The organism is Arthrobacter sp. UYNi723 (genome assembly GCF_054057635.1).
Genome location: NZ_JBSRZM010000006.1, coordinates 125,289 through 142,479 on the forward strand (window position 1 = coordinate 125,289; position 17,191 = coordinate 142,479).

14 protein-coding genes are annotated in these 17,191 nt (G+C 64.9%); 11 read left to right on the forward strand and 3 right to left on the reverse strand.

What is annotated here, in order from left to right; genetic code table 11:
• Window positions 1-6 precede the first annotated feature (6 nt).
• The 10 genes from speB to ACVWY0_RS07085 all read left to right on the forward strand — a co-directional run bounded on the left by speB (window position 7) and on the right by ACVWY0_RS07085 (window position 13,595).
• On the forward strand, window positions 7-1,071 hold the full coding sequence (gene speB / locus ACVWY0_RS07040) for an agmatinase (RefSeq protein ID WP_485836052.1): 1,065 nt from the start codon (window positions 7-9) through the stop codon (window positions 1,069-1,071).
• 5 nt (window positions 1,072-1,076) lie between these two features.
• The gene (locus ACVWY0_RS07045) at window positions 1,077-2,783 is read left to right on the forward strand and encodes a thiamine pyrophosphate-binding protein (protein WP_485836053.1); all 1,707 of its coding nucleotides are present in this window, start codon (window positions 1,077-1,079) and stop codon (window positions 2,781-2,783) included.
• Between the two features lie 186 nt (window positions 2,784-2,969).
• Window positions 2,970-3,476, forward strand: a complete 507-nt coding sequence (locus ACVWY0_RS07050; protein ID WP_485836054.1) for a MarR family winged helix-turn-helix transcriptional regulator — start codon at window positions 2,970-2,972, stop codon at window positions 3,474-3,476.
• A 2-nt stretch (window positions 3,477-3,478) separates the two neighbouring features.
• On the forward strand, window positions 3,479-5,098 hold the full coding sequence (locus ACVWY0_RS07055; RefSeq protein WP_485836055.1) for an MFS transporter: 1,620 nt from the start codon (window positions 3,479-3,481) through the stop codon (window positions 5,096-5,098).
• 250 nt (window positions 5,099-5,348) lie between these two features.
• Window positions 5,349-7,082: an ABC transporter ATP-binding protein gene (locus ACVWY0_RS07060; protein WP_485836056.1), complete on the forward strand. Its 1,734-nt coding sequence runs from the start codon at window positions 5,349-5,351 to the stop codon at window positions 7,080-7,082.
• Window positions 7,079-9,163 (forward strand): ABC transporter ATP-binding protein, encoded by a 2,085-nt coding sequence (locus ACVWY0_RS07065; protein WP_485836057.1) that lies wholly within the window; start codon window positions 7,079-7,081, stop codon window positions 9,161-9,163. The genes ACVWY0_RS07060 and ACVWY0_RS07065 overlap by 4 nt, the downstream gene beginning before the upstream one ends.
• 47 nt (window positions 9,164-9,210) lie before the next feature.
• Window positions 9,211-9,627 carry an acyl-CoA thioesterase gene (locus ACVWY0_RS07070; protein ID WP_252563883.1) on the forward strand — a complete coding sequence of 139 codons (417 nt, stop codon included), beginning with the start codon at window positions 9,211-9,213 and terminating at the stop codon, window positions 9,625-9,627.
• 116 nt (window positions 9,628-9,743) lie between these two features.
• Entirely contained in the window at window positions 9,744-9,995 is a 252-nt protein-coding gene (locus ACVWY0_RS07075) for a PLDc N-terminal domain-containing protein (RefSeq protein WP_141139620.1), read from the forward strand.
• Between the two features lie 71 nt (window positions 9,996-10,066).
• Window positions 10,067-12,313, forward strand: coding sequence for an McrB family protein (locus ACVWY0_RS07080; protein ID WP_485836058.1), 2,247 nt, complete (start codon window positions 10,067-10,069; stop codon window positions 12,311-12,313).
• Window positions 12,314-12,344: 31 nt separating this feature from the next.
• Window positions 12,345-13,595 carry a 5-methylcytosine restriction system specificity protein McrC gene (locus tag ACVWY0_RS07085; protein WP_485836059.1) on the forward strand — a complete coding sequence of 417 codons (1,251 nt, stop codon included), beginning with the start codon at window positions 12,345-12,347 and terminating at the stop codon, window positions 13,593-13,595.
• Here the strand turns inward: ACVWY0_RS07085 and ACVWY0_RS07090 are convergent.
• Window positions 13,592-15,247 (reverse strand): ATP-binding protein, encoded by a 1,656-nt coding sequence (locus ACVWY0_RS07090; protein ID WP_485836060.1) that lies wholly within the window; start codon window positions 15,245-15,247, stop codon window positions 13,592-13,594. The genes ACVWY0_RS07085 and ACVWY0_RS07090 overlap by 4 nt on opposite strands.
• Window positions 15,248-15,347: 100 nt before the next feature.
• Here ACVWY0_RS07090 and ACVWY0_RS07095 point away from each other — a divergent pair, with 100 nt between their 5' ends.
• Window positions 15,348-16,118 carry a response regulator transcription factor gene (locus ACVWY0_RS07095; RefSeq protein ID WP_485836061.1) on the forward strand — a complete coding sequence of 257 codons (771 nt, stop codon included), beginning with the start codon at window positions 15,348-15,350 and terminating at the stop codon, window positions 16,116-16,118.
• Here the strand turns inward: ACVWY0_RS07095 and ACVWY0_RS07100 are convergent.
• Both ACVWY0_RS07100 and ACVWY0_RS07105 read right to left on the reverse strand, forming a co-directional pair.
• On the reverse strand, window positions 16,091-16,501 hold the full coding sequence (locus tag ACVWY0_RS07100; protein WP_485836062.1) for an Hpt domain-containing protein: 411 nt from the start codon (window positions 16,499-16,501) through the stop codon (window positions 16,091-16,093). The two genes, ACVWY0_RS07095 and ACVWY0_RS07100, sit on opposite strands and share 28 nt — an antisense overlap.
• A 249-nt stretch (window positions 16,502-16,750) precedes the next feature.
• Window positions 16,751-17,179: a very short patch repair endonuclease gene (locus ACVWY0_RS07105; RefSeq protein WP_485836063.1), complete on the reverse strand. Its 429-nt coding sequence runs from the start codon at window positions 17,177-17,179 to the stop codon at window positions 16,751-16,753.
• Window positions 17,180-17,191: the final 12 nt, after the last annotated feature.

The following is a 17,191-nucleotide window of genomic DNA, read 5'->3' on the forward strand; positions in this document are numbered from 1 at the left end:
CTCATCTTGAAAGAGCTGCGCATCGAAGCCAACGGCAACCTTGGCCCCATCGATTCATCCCGTATCCCGCGCTATGCCGGCGCTGCAACCTACGCCCGCCTGCCGCGCCTGGACCAGGTGGCCAAGGCTGACGTGACGGTGGTGGGAGTGCCCTTCGACTCGGGTGTTTCGTACCGCCCCGGCGCGCGGTTCGGATCCAACCACATCCGGGAAGCGAGCCGCCTGCTCCGGCCCTACAACCCGGCCTGGGACGTCAGCCCGTTCGAAAACATCCAGGTGGCCGACGCCGGCGACATGGCGGTCAACCCGTTCAACATCAACGAAGCCATCGAAACCATCCAGCAGAACGCCCTGGACCTCACCGCGGCCGGCAGCAAGCTGGTGACGCTCGGCGGGGACCACACCATCGCCCTGCCCCTGCTCCGTGCGGCTGCCGAGCGGGCTGGCGGGCCCATTGCCATGCTGCACTTTGACGCCCACCTGGACACGTGGGACACCTACTTCGGCGCCGAATACACCCACGGCACACCTTTCCGCCGCGCCGTTGAAGAAGGCATCCTGGACACGGAAGCGATCAGCCACATCGGCACCCGCGGCCCGCTCTACGGCAAAAAGGATCTCGACGACGACCACCGCTTCGGGTTCGGCATCGTCACCTCCGCGGACGTCTACTACCGGGGCGTCCTCGAAACCGTGGCCAAGGTCCGCGACCGGATCGGCAACCGCCCGCTCTACATCTCCGTGGACATCGACGTCCTGGACCCCGCACACGCGCCTGGCACCGGAACCCCCGAGGCCGGCGGCATCACCAGCCGCGAACTCCTGGAGATCATCCGGGGCTTCCGCGGCATGAACCTGGTGGGCGCCGACGTCGTCGAGGTTGCTCCTGCGTACGACCACGCCGAAATCACCGGCGTGGCAGCCAGCCACGTGGCCTATGAACTGATCACCCTGATGGCGGACAATGCTGTTGAAGGTGACCGGTTCGGGACCGCCAACGGCTACGCCGCCCAAGCTCTCGGCCAAGAAGCCCGCCAACCTGCCGGTTTCGCCGCCGGAACCAAGGAGTAGCCACCATGATTGATTTCGATCCGGGCACAGCAGCAGCTCCCGCACGGGATAACAGACGGACCAGCCAGCGCAACGGCGGCGACCTCGTCGTCGAAACCCTTGAAGCGCTCGGCGCCAAGACCGTCTTCGGCATCCCGGGCCAGCACGCGCTCGGCCTGTTTGACGCCATGGGCCGCGGCAACCTGCACTTCGTGTCCTCCCGGGTGGAGAACAACAGCGCCTTCGCGGCGGACGGGTACTCCCGCGCCACCGGCGAAGTGGGCGTGCTGTTCCTGTCCACCGGACCCGGTGCGCTGACGTCACTCGCCGGCTTGCAGGAGGCCTACGCCACGGGTGTGCCCATGGTGGTAGTGGCCAGCCAGATCCCGCTCGAGGGACTGGGCGCCCGCCGCAAGGGCATGCTCCACCAGCTCGATGACCAGAAGGCCTCGGCCGCGAACGTCACCAAGAGCCAGCGCCTGATCCAGCACGCGTCCGGTATTCCGTCGGCCATCCAGGATGCCTGGACTGAAGCCATCTCCTCGCCGCAGGGCCCGGTCTGGCTGGAAATCCCGCAGAACGTGCTGCTGGATCCCATCATGGTGCCCCCGGTGGAGGACGCGCTCGCCGAAGCAGCGGACAACCCGCCGCGCGTGGAGCTGGTCCGGGAAGCGGTGAAATGGCTGTCGACGGCGGAACGTCCCGCCATCATCGCCGGTGGCGGTACGCGGCGGGGCCGGGCCGAAAAGTCGTTGCTCTCGATTGCCGAAAAGCTGCGGGCGCCGGTCATCTGCACGCCTGGCGGCAACGGCGCCTTCCCGTGGACCCATGAGCTCTCGCTGCAGTCCTGGATCGAGGACCGGCATATGACGGACCTCCTGGAGGATGCCGACGTCCTGATTGTCATCGGCTCGTCCCTCGGTGAGGTCACGTCCAACTACTTCACGTTCGCTCCGCGCGGCCGCATCATCCAGATCGATGCCGAACCGCGGGTCCTCGAATCGAACAGCCCCGGCCTGGGTATCCGTGCCGACGCCGGCCAGGCGCTCGCCGCCCTCGACGAGGCCCTGATGGCGCCCGTCGGCACCCCCCGCAGCTGGCACGGGACCTCTCCGGAGGACCTGGTGAAGGACTCGCTCGCCAAGGTCAAGGAAAGGCTCGAGTCGCAGGACCTGGGCAAAGAGCTGAAGTTCATGTCCGACATCCGCGAAGCCGTCCCCGCGGACATGCAGACCTTCTGGGACATGACCATCTCCGCGTACTGGGGCTGGAGCTGCTGGGATGCACGGCAGGGCCAGTTCCACTCGGCCCAGGGTGCCGGCGGCCTGGGCTACGGCTTCCCGGCAGCCATCGGCGGCGCCGTCGGGCTGGAAACGGTCGGCAAGCCCGGCCGGGTCCTCGCCGTGTCCGGTGACGGTTCATCCATGTACTCCATTTCCGAACTCGCCACCGCCAAGCAGCACAACATCCCGGTCACCTGGCTGATAGTGGACGACGGCGGCTACGGCATCCTGCGTGAATACATGGTGGGCGCGTTCGGGAAGGCCACGGCCACCGAGCTTGCGCGTCCCGATTTCGTCAAGCTCGCCGAAGCTTTCGGCGTGCCGGCCACACGGGTGGCCCCCGAGGATGTCGGGGACGCGCTCAAGGCGGGCTTCGCGGCGGACGGACCCAACGTCGTCGTCGTCGAAACGCTCCTCAAGATGTTCGGCCCCACCCACCTGGACGACTGAACACCCAGCACCAACCACGCGCGAACTGGCAGCTAATACCCTCTGCAAGCAAATTTGAGGGCGTTAGCTGCCAGTTCGCGCTTGGCGTTTAAGGGCCGTTCACCCCTGCCACCTCTTCTTTAGTTTCCCAAAGCAACCATTTATGCATATAGTTGCCTCAGGCAAATAAAAGAGGAGAGCTCAACCATGGCAGTCGCCCCGGACACCGCAGCGGACCTTGTCTACCGCATCTTCGACCTCCAGCGGGTGGTCCGATGCGTGGCCGCGGCGAGCTTCCGCGGACAGGACACCGGGGTTGCGCTGCAAGGCGTGCTCAGGTTCGTGGGGGAGGGAGAGTCACGCGCCACCCAGCTGGCGGAGCGGCTCGGAGTCAGCGCCCCTGTCCTCAGCCGCCATATCGCGGACCTTGAAGAGCTGGGTTACGTCAGTCGGCGGCAGGATCCCGACGACGGCCGCGCCCAGCTGGTTGCCCTGTCGCCGGCGGGCGCGGAGAAGCTCCGGAAGATTGAAGAGCGCCGCACGGCCACGCTGCAGGATTACCTCAGCGACTGGAGCCAGGAGGATGCCGAAGATACGGCACGGATTCTGACGAAACTCTCGGAGTCCCTCAAGCATTCAGCCCGGGAACATGCAGTCCCGGCACTTTCAACCATGGCAACAGCCGCCGCAAACCAGACCTTCCAGGAGCACTGATTATGTCGAGCCAACCGGCCGCACCCCCCTTGGCGATGACCCACCGCCAGATCATGGAAGCCCTGACCGGGCTCCTCGCGGCGTTCTTCACCGCCATCCTCAGCAGCACCATCGTGGCCAACGCGCTGCCCACCATCATGTCCGATCTGCACGGCACCCAGACCGACTTCGCCTGGGTGATCACCGCCGCCCTGCTGGCAAACGCCGTCACCACCCCCATCTGGGGCAAGCTGTCCGACCTCTTCAACAAGAAGCTCCTGGTCCAGCTGAGCATTGTCATCTTCGTGGCCGGCTCCGTCATTGCCGGACTCTCCGAGACCATCCCGCTGCTGCTCACGGCCCGCGTCATCCAGGGCGTGGCCATGGGCGGGCTCACCGCGCTGGCGCAGGCCATCATCGGCACCATGATCCCGCCGCGGGACCGCGGCAAATACTCCGGCTACATGGGCGCCGTGATGGCGGTAGGCACTGCCGGCGGCCCGCTGCTCGGCGGATTCATCGTGGACAGCCCGCTGGGCTGGCGCTGGACCTTCTTCGTCTGCGTGCCGCTCGCCGTCGTCGCGCTTATCCTGCTCCAGATCACCCTGAAAATCGAGCACATCAAACGCCACGTCAAGATCGACTGGCTTGGCTCCATCCTGCTGACCTCCGGCGTCAGCCTGCTCCTGATCTGGGTTTCCTTCGCCGGAAACCCTGCCTACTACGACTGGGTTTCCTGGCAGTCGGCCGCCATGGTGGGCGGCGGTGTGGTTTTGTTGGCCCTGCTGGTGCTGGTGGAGTCCAAGATGGAGCAGCCCATCATCCCGCTGAAGATCATCTCCGAACGCACCACCGCTTTGGCCATCATTGCTTCAGTGGCCGTGGGCATCGCGATGTTCGGTTCAACCACCTTCCTGGGCCAGTACTTCCAGGTGGCCCGCGGCGCCACGCCTACCGAAGCCGGGCTCCTGACGCTGCCCATGATCGCCGGCAACCTGACCGGCTCCGTCGTTTCCGGTCTGCTGATCAGCCGCACCGGCAAGTGGAAGGGCTACCTGATCGGCGGGTCCATCCTGCTGATCGGCGGCCTCGGCCTGGCCGGCACCATGGACCACACCACCGAACTGTGGCAGGCCGGGATCTTCACGGCCATCCTGGGCGTGGGCCTCGGCATGCTGATGCAGAACCTGGTCCTGGCAGTGCAGAACACGGTCCGGGCGTCAGATATCGGCTCGGCCAGCGCGTCTGTTGCCTTCTTCCGTTCGGTGGGCGGCGCGATCGGTGTGTCCGTGCTCGGCGCCGTCCTCAGCAGCCGGGTCAGCGAACTCGCCACGCAGGGCCTGGCAGCGGCCGGTATCCCGGTTGCGGGCGGGTCGGCCGGAGCCAGCATGGACCTCGTTGACATGCCCGCACCGGTCCGCGAGATCATGCGCGCCGCTTACGGCGACGCCACCGCCGAGGTCTTCCTGATCTCCGCCGGCGTTGCGGTGGTAGCCCTGATCTCGGTCCTGTTCATCAAGGAGCGCCCGCTGCGGCGCACCGTTGACATCCAGCCGGAGGCCGAGCCATGGGCGGGGGCAGGCGACGAGGCAAACGCCAACGCTGAAAGCACGACGCCGGAACTCGCCTCCGCGAGTCGCTAACCTGAGCGCGAACGGCTAACCTGGGCGCGAACGGACACTTGAGGCCCCACGGATCCGGGGCCGCAAGTGTCCGTTCGCGCAGGTGGGTGGCCGGGGAACGTGTGGGGGAGTACGCCGATCGGATGATATTTACCGTAGATGTTTCGCCCGGGCAACGGATTTCGTAAAGTGGGTAGGCTGAGAAATGTCAGCCCCGTCTGTTACTACTTATCCTCATCATTTCGCGCTCTCTTCCTAAGGATTCACGGGCATGCTCCTCACCCTCATACGGCGCTACTCCAAACCGTATAGGCCATACATCGTGGCCGTTGTCGTGTTCCAACTGGCGTCCACCATCGCAGCGCTCTACCTTCCCAGCCTTAATGCCCAGATCATCGACGAAGGCGTTTCCCGCGGGGATACGGATTTCATTTGGCGGACCGGGTCCGTGATGCTGCTGGTGGCCATTGTCCAGGTGGGCACTGCCATCGCCGGCGTCTACTACGGCTCCAAAACGGCTATGGCCGTGGGCCGCGATCTGCGCCGCGGGGTGTTCCGCAAGGTCACCAGTTTCTCCGCCAAGGACGTGAACACGTTCGGCGCCCCCACCCTCATCACCCGCGGCACCAACGACGTCCAGCAGGTCCAGATGCTGGTGCTGATGGGACTGAACTTCATGGTGGCCACCCCCATCATGTGCATCGGCGGCATCATCATGGCGCTGCGCGAGGACATCAGCCTGTCATGGCTGGTCTGGGTCTCCGTGCCCGTGCTGATCGTAGTGGTGGGCTACCTGGTGGTCCGGCTCATGCCCCTTTTCCGTTCCATGCAGAAGAAGATCGACCGCATCAACGCGGTCCTTCGCGAGCAGATCATCGGCATCCGCGTAGTCCGCGCCTTTGTCCGCGAACCCTATGAAACCGAGCGTTTCGGCGTTGCCAACAAGGACCTGACCGACGTCTCCCTGAAAATCGGGGCCCTGTTTGTCCTGATGTTCCCGGCCATCGGCATGATCCTGCACCTGTCCACGGCCGCGGTGCTGTGGTTCGGCGGCCAGCGCGTGGATTCGGGCGAGATGCAGGTGGGCGCCCTGACCGCGTTCCTGCAGTATCTGCTCCAGATCCTGATCGCCGTCATGATGGGCACGTTTATGGCCATGATGATCCCGCGCGCCTCCGTCTGCGCGGACCGCATCGGTGAAGTGCTCGACGTCGAACCCTCCATCCACGATCCCGAACGTCCTGAGACTCCCGCCACGCTGGCCGGGGTAGTGGAATACCGGAACGTCACCTTTGCCTACCCCGGTGCCGAGACGCCGGTGCTGAGCAACATCAGCTTCACCGCCAAGCCGGGGGAGACCGTTGCCATCATCGGTTCCACCGGTGCAGGCAAGACCTCGCTGCTGGCCCTGCTGCCGCGCCTGTACGACATCGCCGAGGGCGAAGTCCTCCTGGACGGTGTCTCCGTCAGCAACCTGGACCGGGCTGAGATCACCAAACGCGTGGCCCTCGTACCGCAGCGGCCGTACCTCTTCTCCGGCACCATCGAGCACAACCTGCGCTTCGGCAAGACCGAAGCCACGGACCAGGAACTCTGGGACGCGCTGCAGATCGCCCAGGGCGGGGACTTTGTCCGCGAGAAGAAGAACGGGCTGAACGCCCGCATCGCGCAGGGCGGCACCAACGTCTCCGGTGGCCATCGGCAGCGGCTCTGCATCGCCCGGGCATTGATCACCAAACCCAAGGTCTACCTCTTTGACGATTCGTTCTCGGCGCTGGACGTGGCAACCGACGCGAGGCTCCGCGCCGCGCTGAAACAGACCACCGCCGACGCCACGGTCATCATTGTGGCCCAGCGGATCTCCACCATCACCGACGCAGACCAGATCCTGGTCCTGGATAACGGCCGGATCGTGGACCGCGGAACGCATGAGGAACTCCTGGAAACCTCACCCACTTACCAGGAAATTGTTGAATCCCAGCTGAGCGTGGAGGAAATGGCATGAGCGCCGCCAAGAAGGTCTCGGCAGGCTCGACCACCGAAACGATAAGCTCGACCACCGAAACGAACCCGGATTCCGTAACTCCCGAAGACCTCCTGGAGGACGACGATTTCTTTGAGGAGGAATACAAGCCCTCCGAAGCCGACGGCGATATGTTCGGCGGTATGCCCGCCAAGAAGGCCGAGCACTTCTGGCCCTCGGCGAAACGCCTGCTGGGGCTCCTGAAGCCTGAGGCTGTGGGGATTTACTCCGTGGTGGCCCTGGTGGTGGTCTCGGTGGTCCTGAATGTCATCGCACCCAAGATCCTGGGCCAGGCCATGGACGTCATCTTCGGCGGCGTGGTTGGCAATCAACTGCCCGCGGGCGCCAGCAAGGACGAGTTCGTGGAAGGCCTCCGTCAGCAGGGGCAGGATAACTTCGCGGACATGGTGTCGCGGATGGAGCTGGTTCCCGGCACCGGGATCAACTTCCAGAAACTCTCAGTCCTGATCGCCATCGTGCTGCTGATGTACTTTGTGGCCAACATTTTCCTCTGGCTGCAGGGCTACGTGCTGAACCGCATCGTCATGAAGGTGATCCGCAGGCTCCGGGACGACACCGAAAAGAAGCTGAACCGGCTCCCGCTGAACTACTTCGACACCCGCCAGCGCGGCGACGTCCTCTCCCGGGTGACGAACGACGTCGACAACGTCCAGCAGGCGCTGCAGCAGGCGTTCGCACAGCTGATCAGCTCGCTGCTGACAGTGATCGGCATCGTCATCATGATGTTCATTGTCTCCTGGCAGCTCGCTCTCATCGCCCTCGTTGCGCTGCCGCTGTCCGGTGTGGCTGCCGGCCTGATCGGCTCGCGCAGCCAGAAGCTCTTCGCCGCCCAATGGAAGAACACGGGCGAGCTGAACGGCCAGATCGAGGAGTCCTTCTCTGGGCACGATCTTGTGCGGGTCTTCGGCCGTGACGCTGACATGCTGGAACGCTTCGAAGAGCGGAACGAGGCCCTCTACAAGGCCAGCTTCGGAGCCCAGTTCGTCTCCGGCATGATCTTCCCGGTCATGCAGTTCGTTTCTTACCTCAGCTATGTGGGCATCGCCGTCGTGGGTGGCCTCCGGGTAGCCTCGGGCTCGATGTCCCTGGGCGACGCCACTGCGTTCATCCAGTACTCGCGCGAGTTCACCCAGCCGCTGGGCCAGATGGCCGGCATGGCCAACATGCTGCAGTCCGGCGTCGCGTCCTCGGAGCGGGTCTTTGAATTCCTCGACGCCGATGAGCAGGACTCCGAGACCGCCACCGAGCACCTGCCGGCCAAGACCGACGGGCATGTGGAGTTCAAGGACGTCACGTTCAGCTACACCGAGGACAGGCCGCTGATCGAAAACCTGTCCTTCACGGCGGAACCGGGGCACACCGTGGCAATTGTTGGTCCCACGGGGGCCGGCAAAACCACGCTGGTGAACCTCGTGATGCGCTTCTACGAGCTCAACTCAGGTTCCATCACCCTGGACGGCGTGGATGTCACGCACCTGAGCCGGTCCGAGCTGCGGTCCAAGGTGGGCATGGTACTCCAGGACGCGTGGCTGTTTGGCGGGTCCATTTACGACAACATCCGGTACGGCAACCTGGACGCCACCGAGGAGCAGGTCATGGCAGCCGCCAAGGCCACCTTCGTGGACCGCTTTGTGCGCGCCCTGCCGGAGGGCTACGACACCGTGATCGATGAAGAAGGCAACAACGTCAGCGCCGGTGAAAAGCAGCTGATCACCATCGCCCGCGCATTTGTGGCCAACCCGTCGCTGCTCATCCTGGACGAGGCCACCAGCTCCGTGGATACACGCACCGAGCTGCTGGTCCAGAAGGCCATGGCGGCGCTGCGGACGGACCGCACCAGCTTTGTGATCGCGCACCGGCTCTCCACCATCCGCGACGCCGACACCATCCTGGTGATGGAGAACGGCAAGATCGTGGAGCAGGGCAACCACAATACGCTGCTGGCGGCTGAGGGTGCCTACTACCGGCTGTACATGTCCCAGTTCGCCGGTTCCGACGTTGAAGAAACCGTTGTGGACGATTCGACGGCGGTCCACAGCTGAGCGCGCTGGGCACCGGATCACCCCGGCGCATCGAGGTCCTGGTCCCGATGCGCTGGGGTGACATGGACGCCTACGGGCACATCAACAACGTCCAGATTGTCAGGATGCTCGAGGAGGCCCGGATCGCAGCGTTCGGGCCTCCCCGGGGTGCCGGCCTGCCCGGCATCGAACCGGAAGTGTCGCTCTTCAATGACGTTCCGGAGGGAACCCTGGCGCTGGTGGTGGACCACAGGATCCGCTACGTCAGGACGTTGGAATACCGCAACGTCCCGGCTGTGGTCCAGGTGTGGATCGGCGCGGTGAAGGGCGCCAGCTTCGACATCCACTACGTAGTGCAGGACCCGGTCACCCGGGAGGAGTGCGTCCGGGCCAGCAGCCATCTGGCGTTTGTGGACGAGGCTTCCGGCCGCGTCCTTCGCCTGACGCCGGAGCAGAAGGAGCGGCTGGCGCCGTTCACCGTTTGAGCCGTTCACGTTTTGAACCGTTCACGTATTGACCCGTACGGCACCGTGCCCGCACACCCGTTGCGCAGGCACGGCGCACACCGGAAACTGGAAATACCCACTAAGGAGCGTTGACCATGGCCAAGAAAAACAAAAAGACCTGGAAAGAGATGTCACCGGCGGCACGGGCGGGATTCGTGGTCATCGGGATAGGGCAGGTGGCGCTGATGCTGGCCGCCCAACGTGACATCTCCAAGCGTCCGGCGGCGCAAATCAATGGGCCAAAGGCGGCCTGGCGGGTAGCCGCCCTGATCAATTTCATCGGGCCGATGGGCTACTTCATTCTGGGGCGCAAGCGGCCCGGAGCCGGACTCGGAGCAGTTAAGTAGCAGGCCTCGGATCTGCACGCCGCCAGGGTCTTCGGAGCAGGCACCCAGTTTGAGCCTGTAAATTTGAACCCATGACCCCAAATCCCAAGACTGCCATGCACCGCGCCCTCGGTGTCTCAAAGGAGATCGAGGACGCGGCCTGGTTTGTGCTGGGACCGGGCCTGCAGGGCAAGCCCTCGGCCCTGGACGGGAACACCCTGACCTGGACTGCGGAGGCCGCGGCAGAGCTGCTGGAGCGCCTGGACCGGGGAGCGGCAGATGCCAAGGCGCCCATGATGACCAACCTCCGGCAGAACCTCGAAGACGCCTCCCGGGAGGCCAAGCAGCTGGCCGTGGAGCTGCTCTTCCTGCAGTCACTGCCCCTGGCGCACGAGGTCAAGTCGCTCAAGGTCAAGCGTGCCCGCGTGGCGGAGGCCGCGTCCTGGCTGGAGACAGCGCTGGAGCCGCCGCTGGAGCTGCCCGAGGAACTCTACAAGGGCATGACGGACCACGGCGTGATCAGGGACCGCACCGCCGAATTCAACTGGACCATCTGGGACCACCTGAAGTGGCTTTGCCGGTTTGTGCAGCATGTGGACCAGCAGGTTCCCGCGGCCATCGCGAAGGCGCTGAAGGACCCGCTGAAGTTCCACGAGCTCGCCGCGGGCACCCCGGCGGACCAGCCCGCCATCCGCCGCAGCATCGAGTACCTGGCCTGGCCCAGCTACTTCGAGCCGGTGGTGGCGGACGTGGAGCGGCAGGAAATCCGCGACGCCTTCGCCTCGCTGGTGGGCGGGGCCAAGGGCGATTCCGACGAGGACATCACCGCGGACATTAACCGCATCCGCCTGCACCTGGATGAACAGGCCGGCCAGCGCATCGACTGGTACGCCCGCCAGCTGGTCAGCCAGTGGCGCAAAGTCGGGGACCCCGGGCGCCGCGCGTGGCTGCTGCGTACCCACAGCGACAACGCTGAACTCCTCACCGCGTGGCAGGACGAGGAGAAGGTGACGCTCGACGTCGAACATCTCCGCCACCTGGACCCCGGCGTGACCGCTGGGCTGGTGCAGCACGCCGTGGACGAGGACTACAAGCACCTGGGCTACGTGGAGCGGGAGGACACCAAAACGGCGGTGTTTGCCTTCCTGACCGTCATGAAGCCGGGCGACCTGGTTCTGTTCCAGCACGCCGGCACCGTGCGGCTGGGCGTGGTGCTGGGCGAGCCCGAGCACAACGACGACAACCGCCGGCTGCGGCGCAAGGTGCGCTGGCTGGACGACGACGGCCACGCCGCCGCGGACCTGCCCCGTCACGTCCAGCGCCAGCTGGCCACCTCGGGGATCGTCGTTGACGTGACCAGGGTGGTGCAGGCGCTCCAGGCGCTCGTCCCGGCGGAGGCGGAACCGGAGGACGACGACGCCGACGCGCCTGCCGCCGTCGTGCCCCCTGTGCAGGAAGGCTTCCGCCCGCTGAGCCGCGACTTCGCGGATTCGCTGCACATGGACCTGGAGCCGCTGCAGGAGATCGCGGAACTGCTGGAGGAGAACCGCCAGCTGGTCCTGTACGGGCCGCCCGGAACGGGCAAAACGTACCTGGCCAAGCATCTGGCGGCGGAGCTGGCCCAGGACAGCACGGACGAGCGGGTGAAGCTGGTGCAGTTCCACCCGTCGTACGCGTATGAGGACTTTTTCGAGGGCTACCGGCCGGACAAGACGGACGAGGGCCAGGTGTCCTTCAAGCTCGTGGCGGGACCGCTGCGGCGGCTGGCCGAGGAAGCTGCCAAGCCCGGGAACGAAAAGAAGCCCTATTTCCTGATCATTGACGAAATGAACCGCGCCAACCTGGCCAAGGTGTTCGGCGAGCTCTATTTCCTGCTGGAGTACCGCGATGACCGGATCTACCTGCAGTACAGCCCCAACGAGCCGTTTACGCTGCCGGACAACCTGTACATCATCGGCACCATGAACACCGCGGACCGGTCCATCGCCATGATGGACGCCGCCATCCGACGCCGCTTCGCGTTCATCGAGCTGCACCCGCAGACGGAGCCCGTGAAGGGGTCGCTGCTGCGGTTCCTGCAGGCGCGGGACCTGGACACCACACCGGCGCTGCTGCTCGATGCGCTGAACGCCGCCATCGACGAGTGGGACCGGGACCTGATGATCGGCCCGTCGTACTTCATGAAGACGGCCGCCCAGACGCCGGCCGGGCTTCGCCGGATCTGGAAATACGAGCTGATGCCGCTGCTGGAGGAGCACTACCACGGCCAGCTGACCCGGGCGCAGCTGGAGGAGCGGTTCGGGCTGGAACAGCTGCTGGGACGCCTTGTTACCAGCTAAGCCAACCCACACCCCCGCGCAAGGTGGCGCGGTGCACGGCGGAGCAGCCCAGCGCGGCCGTGCACCGGCAGCGCGCCATCTGGTCCTCGACGAGCTGTCCAAAGGCACCGTGGAACGCCTGGATGCCGCCAGCGCGGCCTTCGTGAACGCCAGCGGGCTGGCCAAGGCGTCCCCGATGGGCATGGGCTTGTACCGGATCGAGCCCGCGGGCAAGGTGGGGTCGGTCCGCACGGCCACGCTACAGCTGGATGTGCGCCCCAAGGACAGGCTGGGGCTGAGCCGGCTCCTGTTCCTCCTCAGCTATGCCGGTAATCAGGGCTTCCGGGCCGATTCCGTGGCGGCTGCCGAGGACCGCGAACTCTGGAGCGCGCTGGCCGAATCCCTCGCCCAAATGGCGGAGCGTGCGCTTGGACGAGGAGTCTTGCAGGGCTACCTCACCGTTGACGAGTCCCTCCGCACGGTCAAGGGCCGCATCCGGATTTCCGACCAGATCTCGCGGCGCCCCGGCATGCTGGTGCCGCTGGAAGTGTCCTACGACGAATTCACTGAGGACATCGCCGAAAACCGGATCCTGCGGGCTGCGCTGGAGCGAATGGGACAGGTTCCACGCGTCCGGCCTGAGGTGCTGAGCCGCCTGCGTCAGCTGAAGGGAAAGCTCGACGCCGTCACCCGCCTTCCAGCCGGCGCGCCCCTGCCGCCGTGGACCCCGAGCCGGATGAATGTCCGCTACCAGTCAGTGCTGCGCCTGGCTGAGTTGATCCTGCGGAATGCCTCTGCGGAGGCGGGGGAGGGGAAGCAGCAGACGGCGTCGTTTGTTGTGGACATGGCCCAGGTGTTCGAGGATTTTGTGGGCACGGCGCTCCGCGAGGCGATGGCGGCGTATCCGGGGGAGATGCGGTTGCAGTACAACGCGCTCCTCAGCGAGGCTGTCCACGATTCCGACAGGCTGTCCGTGCGCCCGGACGCCGTGCACCTTTTGGGCGGCCGGCCGGTAGTGGCCTACAACGCGAAGTACAAGGCCGCCGCTGACCTTGGCGCGTCCCTGACCGCCGACCACTACCAGATGCTTGCCCACTGCACCGCCCTGGGTGTGCCCACCGCCTGGCTGGTCTATGCAGGGGCGGGCGAGATGAAACTGCGGCGGATCCTTAACACTGACATCGACATTGTTGAGTTTCCGCTGGATCTGTCGCTGCCGCCGTCGGACATTCTGGCAGCTGTGGCGGACCTGGCGCGGCAGTCCTGGGGCGAAGTTGTCCGGACTGCCCGCGCGGGAGGCTAGACCGGCACCCGGAACGTGAAGGTGGTGCCCTGGCCCAGTTTGCTTTCCACCTGGATGGTTCCGCCGTGGGCCTCCACGATTGCCTTGCTGATGGGCAGGCCCAGGCCCACGCCGGGAATAGATGTCCGGCGGACGTTGCTGGTCCGGAAGAACTTGGCGAACACGTGGGCCTGGTCGTCGGCGCTCATGCCCATGCCGGTATCGCTGACGCGGCAGGCGACGTGGCCGTCGTCGTGCTCCAACGACACCACTACGTTGCCGCCGTCGGGCGAGTATTTGATCGCGTTGGAGACCAGATTGTCCAGCACCTGGGAGATGCGGGGGCCGTCCACATGGGCCTCCAGCCTTGCTGGTATTTCGGTTTTCAGCGCCACGCGGGAGGCGTCAGCCCGGGGCATCGCGGCGGACACGCTGGCCCGCACCAGTTCAGCGACGTCCACGGCGTGCGGGGTCACGATCAGTTGCCCGTTCCTGGTGGCGAGGAGGTCGGACACCAAGGTGAGAAGCCTTTCTGAATTGCGCTTGATGATGTTCAGCGGCTCCAGTTGGTCGTTGCCGGGATCGTCCTCCAGGAGAAGTTCCACGTAGCCCAGGATGGAGGTCAGGGGAGTCCTGAATTCGTGGGACACGCTGGCGACGAAATCATCCTTGGCGGCCAGGGCGTCCACCAGGTCGGTCACATCACTGAAGACGATCACCGAGCCCGCGAACTTCCCGTCCGGGTCCGTCATGGGCCGGGCGCTGGTGGTGATGGCCCGCTGCTCCTTGCCTGCGCCCAGCCAGACCAGGTAGTCCGTGAACGTCTCGCCTAGGACAGCCCTGCGCACCGGGCGGTCTGCCACAGGGACAGGGGTGGTACGGTCTGCGGCGAAGACCAGCAGCTGGGACTCGTTGGGATCCTCGATGTCTTTTGGCCGGGCCAGCTCGTGGTTGGCACGCTGTTTGCGGTTCATGAGGATGTCGTGGCCGTCGGCGTCGACGGCGAGGACGCCCAGGTGCACGGTATCAAGAACGGAGTTGAGCAAGGTCTCCTGCCGCCTTGTGCTGCGGAGGCTGGCTTGCAGTTGCTCGTCCTTCTCTTCCAGGACGCCCTGCTGGCGTCTAAGGCTGAGCGTCAGCATAGCGACAGAAACTCCGATCCCCAGCATCATCACAGGAAGCAGCAGCGAACGGGCCAGGTTTGGTCCGGAGACGTCCCCGCGCATAAAAAGTGGCGTCCAGATGATCGCCAACGGCATGATGAAGGACAGCCACAGTGACACGCGGAGGTAGTATCCGGAGGCGCAGAGCCAGATCACGGGGAAGACCGCGAGCAGGCTGATTCCCATGAGGCTTTCGTGGCTTCCTTCGCGGCCCACCGCAATGGAGATGAAGTCCAGCAACGGGATCACCAGGAACGTGGTGTGCGGCAGGCGGTCCCATGGCACCACGTAGCACAGCACCATAATGGCAAGTTGGGAAAAGAGGAACACGACGAACAGCGGGTTGTCCATGCTTCCGGGAAAAAACGCCGAAACGAGGACCGCGGCCAGCAGTGTGGTTATGAAAAGGGGCATCTGGCTCAGGGCCACCCTGTCCGTCAGCCGGTATTCGTGGAAGGGCCGCCGGAAAAACTTCAGGCGCCCCGGCGTCCACGTTACGGATTCACTCATGAACATCGGTCTGAAGTGGGAGGATAGGGGAGTGCATATCAGCAGGATATCGGCAGCGGGCTATACTTCTCACGTTGTCAAGCTGGCGGAGGGGGCTGGTATGAGTGAAGCGCGAGTGGGTCTGGTCATCGAGGATGATCAGGATATCCGGGAGTTAGTACGCACGGTACTGACGCAGGCAGGTTTTGACGTTACCGTCGCGGGCAGCGGCTCCGAAGGGGTTAAGGCTGCGAGAGCCTTGAATCCAGACGTCATAACGCTGGATTTGGGACTGCCGGATATTGACGGATTCGAGGTCTCCCGCCAGATCCGTGAGTTCTCGGATGCCTATATCGTGATGCTCACGGCTCGGGCTGAAGAACTGGATACTTTGATCGGTCTTGAGTCGGGTGCCGACGACTACCTCACCAAGCCGTTCCGCCCCCGGGAACTCCGCGCGCGGATCGCGGCGATGATGCGCCGCCCCCGGTCGCTTCCGGACGCGGGGGAGAGCGCTCCCGTTTCTGACCGCCCGGCGGACGCCGTTAGTGACAGCGGAAACGGTCATTACAGCCACAACGGACTGGATCTGAGTTACGCGTCACGGTCGGTCAGTGTGGACGGCCAGGAGCTTAACCTGACCCGGACCGAATTTGAACTCCTGTATGCCCTGCTCGAGGCGGGACGGACGGTCCGGACCAAATCGGATTTGGTGCGTCGGCTCCGGGACGAGGATTACGACGTCGGAAGTTACATCAGCGAGGCGGACGAACGTTCCGTGGAGGTGCACATGGGCAACCTCCGGAAGAAACTCGGTGATTCACCGCAGCAACCGCGCTGGCTGCAGACGGTCCGCGGCGTGGGCTACCGGTTGGCGCCTGGCGGGCGCTGAGCCTGGAGCCTGTGCAGGGTCTGGCGGCTGCACAGGTTGATCGGCCGGAGGTAGTTGACGGCAAGCTGCGGCAGTGCAACGGAAGGTTCCGCACTCGGTGACTCTTCCCGGATTGAACGTTCAAGGTCCATGGCCAGGCCCGCCAGCCGTTCCGCGCCCACCATCTGGCTCGATGTCTTGAGGCTAAGGATCGCGTCCACGGCACCGTCCATGTCACCGGTGGTCAGAGCCAGCCGCAGCTTGCCGATCCGGAGCGGTAGGCAGTCGATGAAGTTCCCGACGAAGACGCTGCAATAGCCCGCGTCCTCGTCGAGTTCGACCCGCAGCCGGTCAAGGACGGAGGGATCTACTAGGGGGCGCCCTGCGTCATCGGATGGTGCCATTTCCGTCCCTTCCGCTCGCGCCTGCCGCCCCTGGTAGGGGCTGTGACTTGGGTTTGTTGCCACTTTCAGAGTAAATCTGTTCCCTGGAGATGCAGCGGTTCGGGACAATGACTGCGGGATTCCTGAGGAGAATGCGGGTTTTTCATAGGAGTTCATCTTTGCGGGCGCCGATCAATTCGGGAGGCGGCAAAGGCTCAAGATTGGCTCAACTTCCGGCTGGCGTTTCTTGCCTGCCGCCGGCTTGCCGGGCTATTTGCTGGCGCCGAGGAACTCCACCAGGTGGGCTTCGAGGGCGGAGCCGTCCTTTAACTCGCACTCCCACACGGTGAGCACCTCCCAGCCGGCGGCCATTAACTGTTGGCGCTGGTCGGCGTCGCGGTCTTTGGTGCGCGTGCGCTTGGCCTCCCAAAAGGCGGCATTCGCCTTGGGCGCGTGCTGGCCTACCCGGCAGTCGTGAAAGTGCCAGAAGCAGCCGTTGATGAAGATGACCTTTCGCCGGCCGGCGAATACCAGGTCCGGGCGGCCGGGCAGGCTGCTTTTGCCGGCCGTGCCGTGCAAGCGGTAGCGGTAGCCTTTGGCATGGAGGAGGCGGCGAACCAGCAGTTCGGGCTTGGTGTTCTTGCCCCTGATGCGGGACATGTTCCAGCTGCGCCGCTCGGGAGTGAGCCTGTCCGCCATGATTCCAGCCTA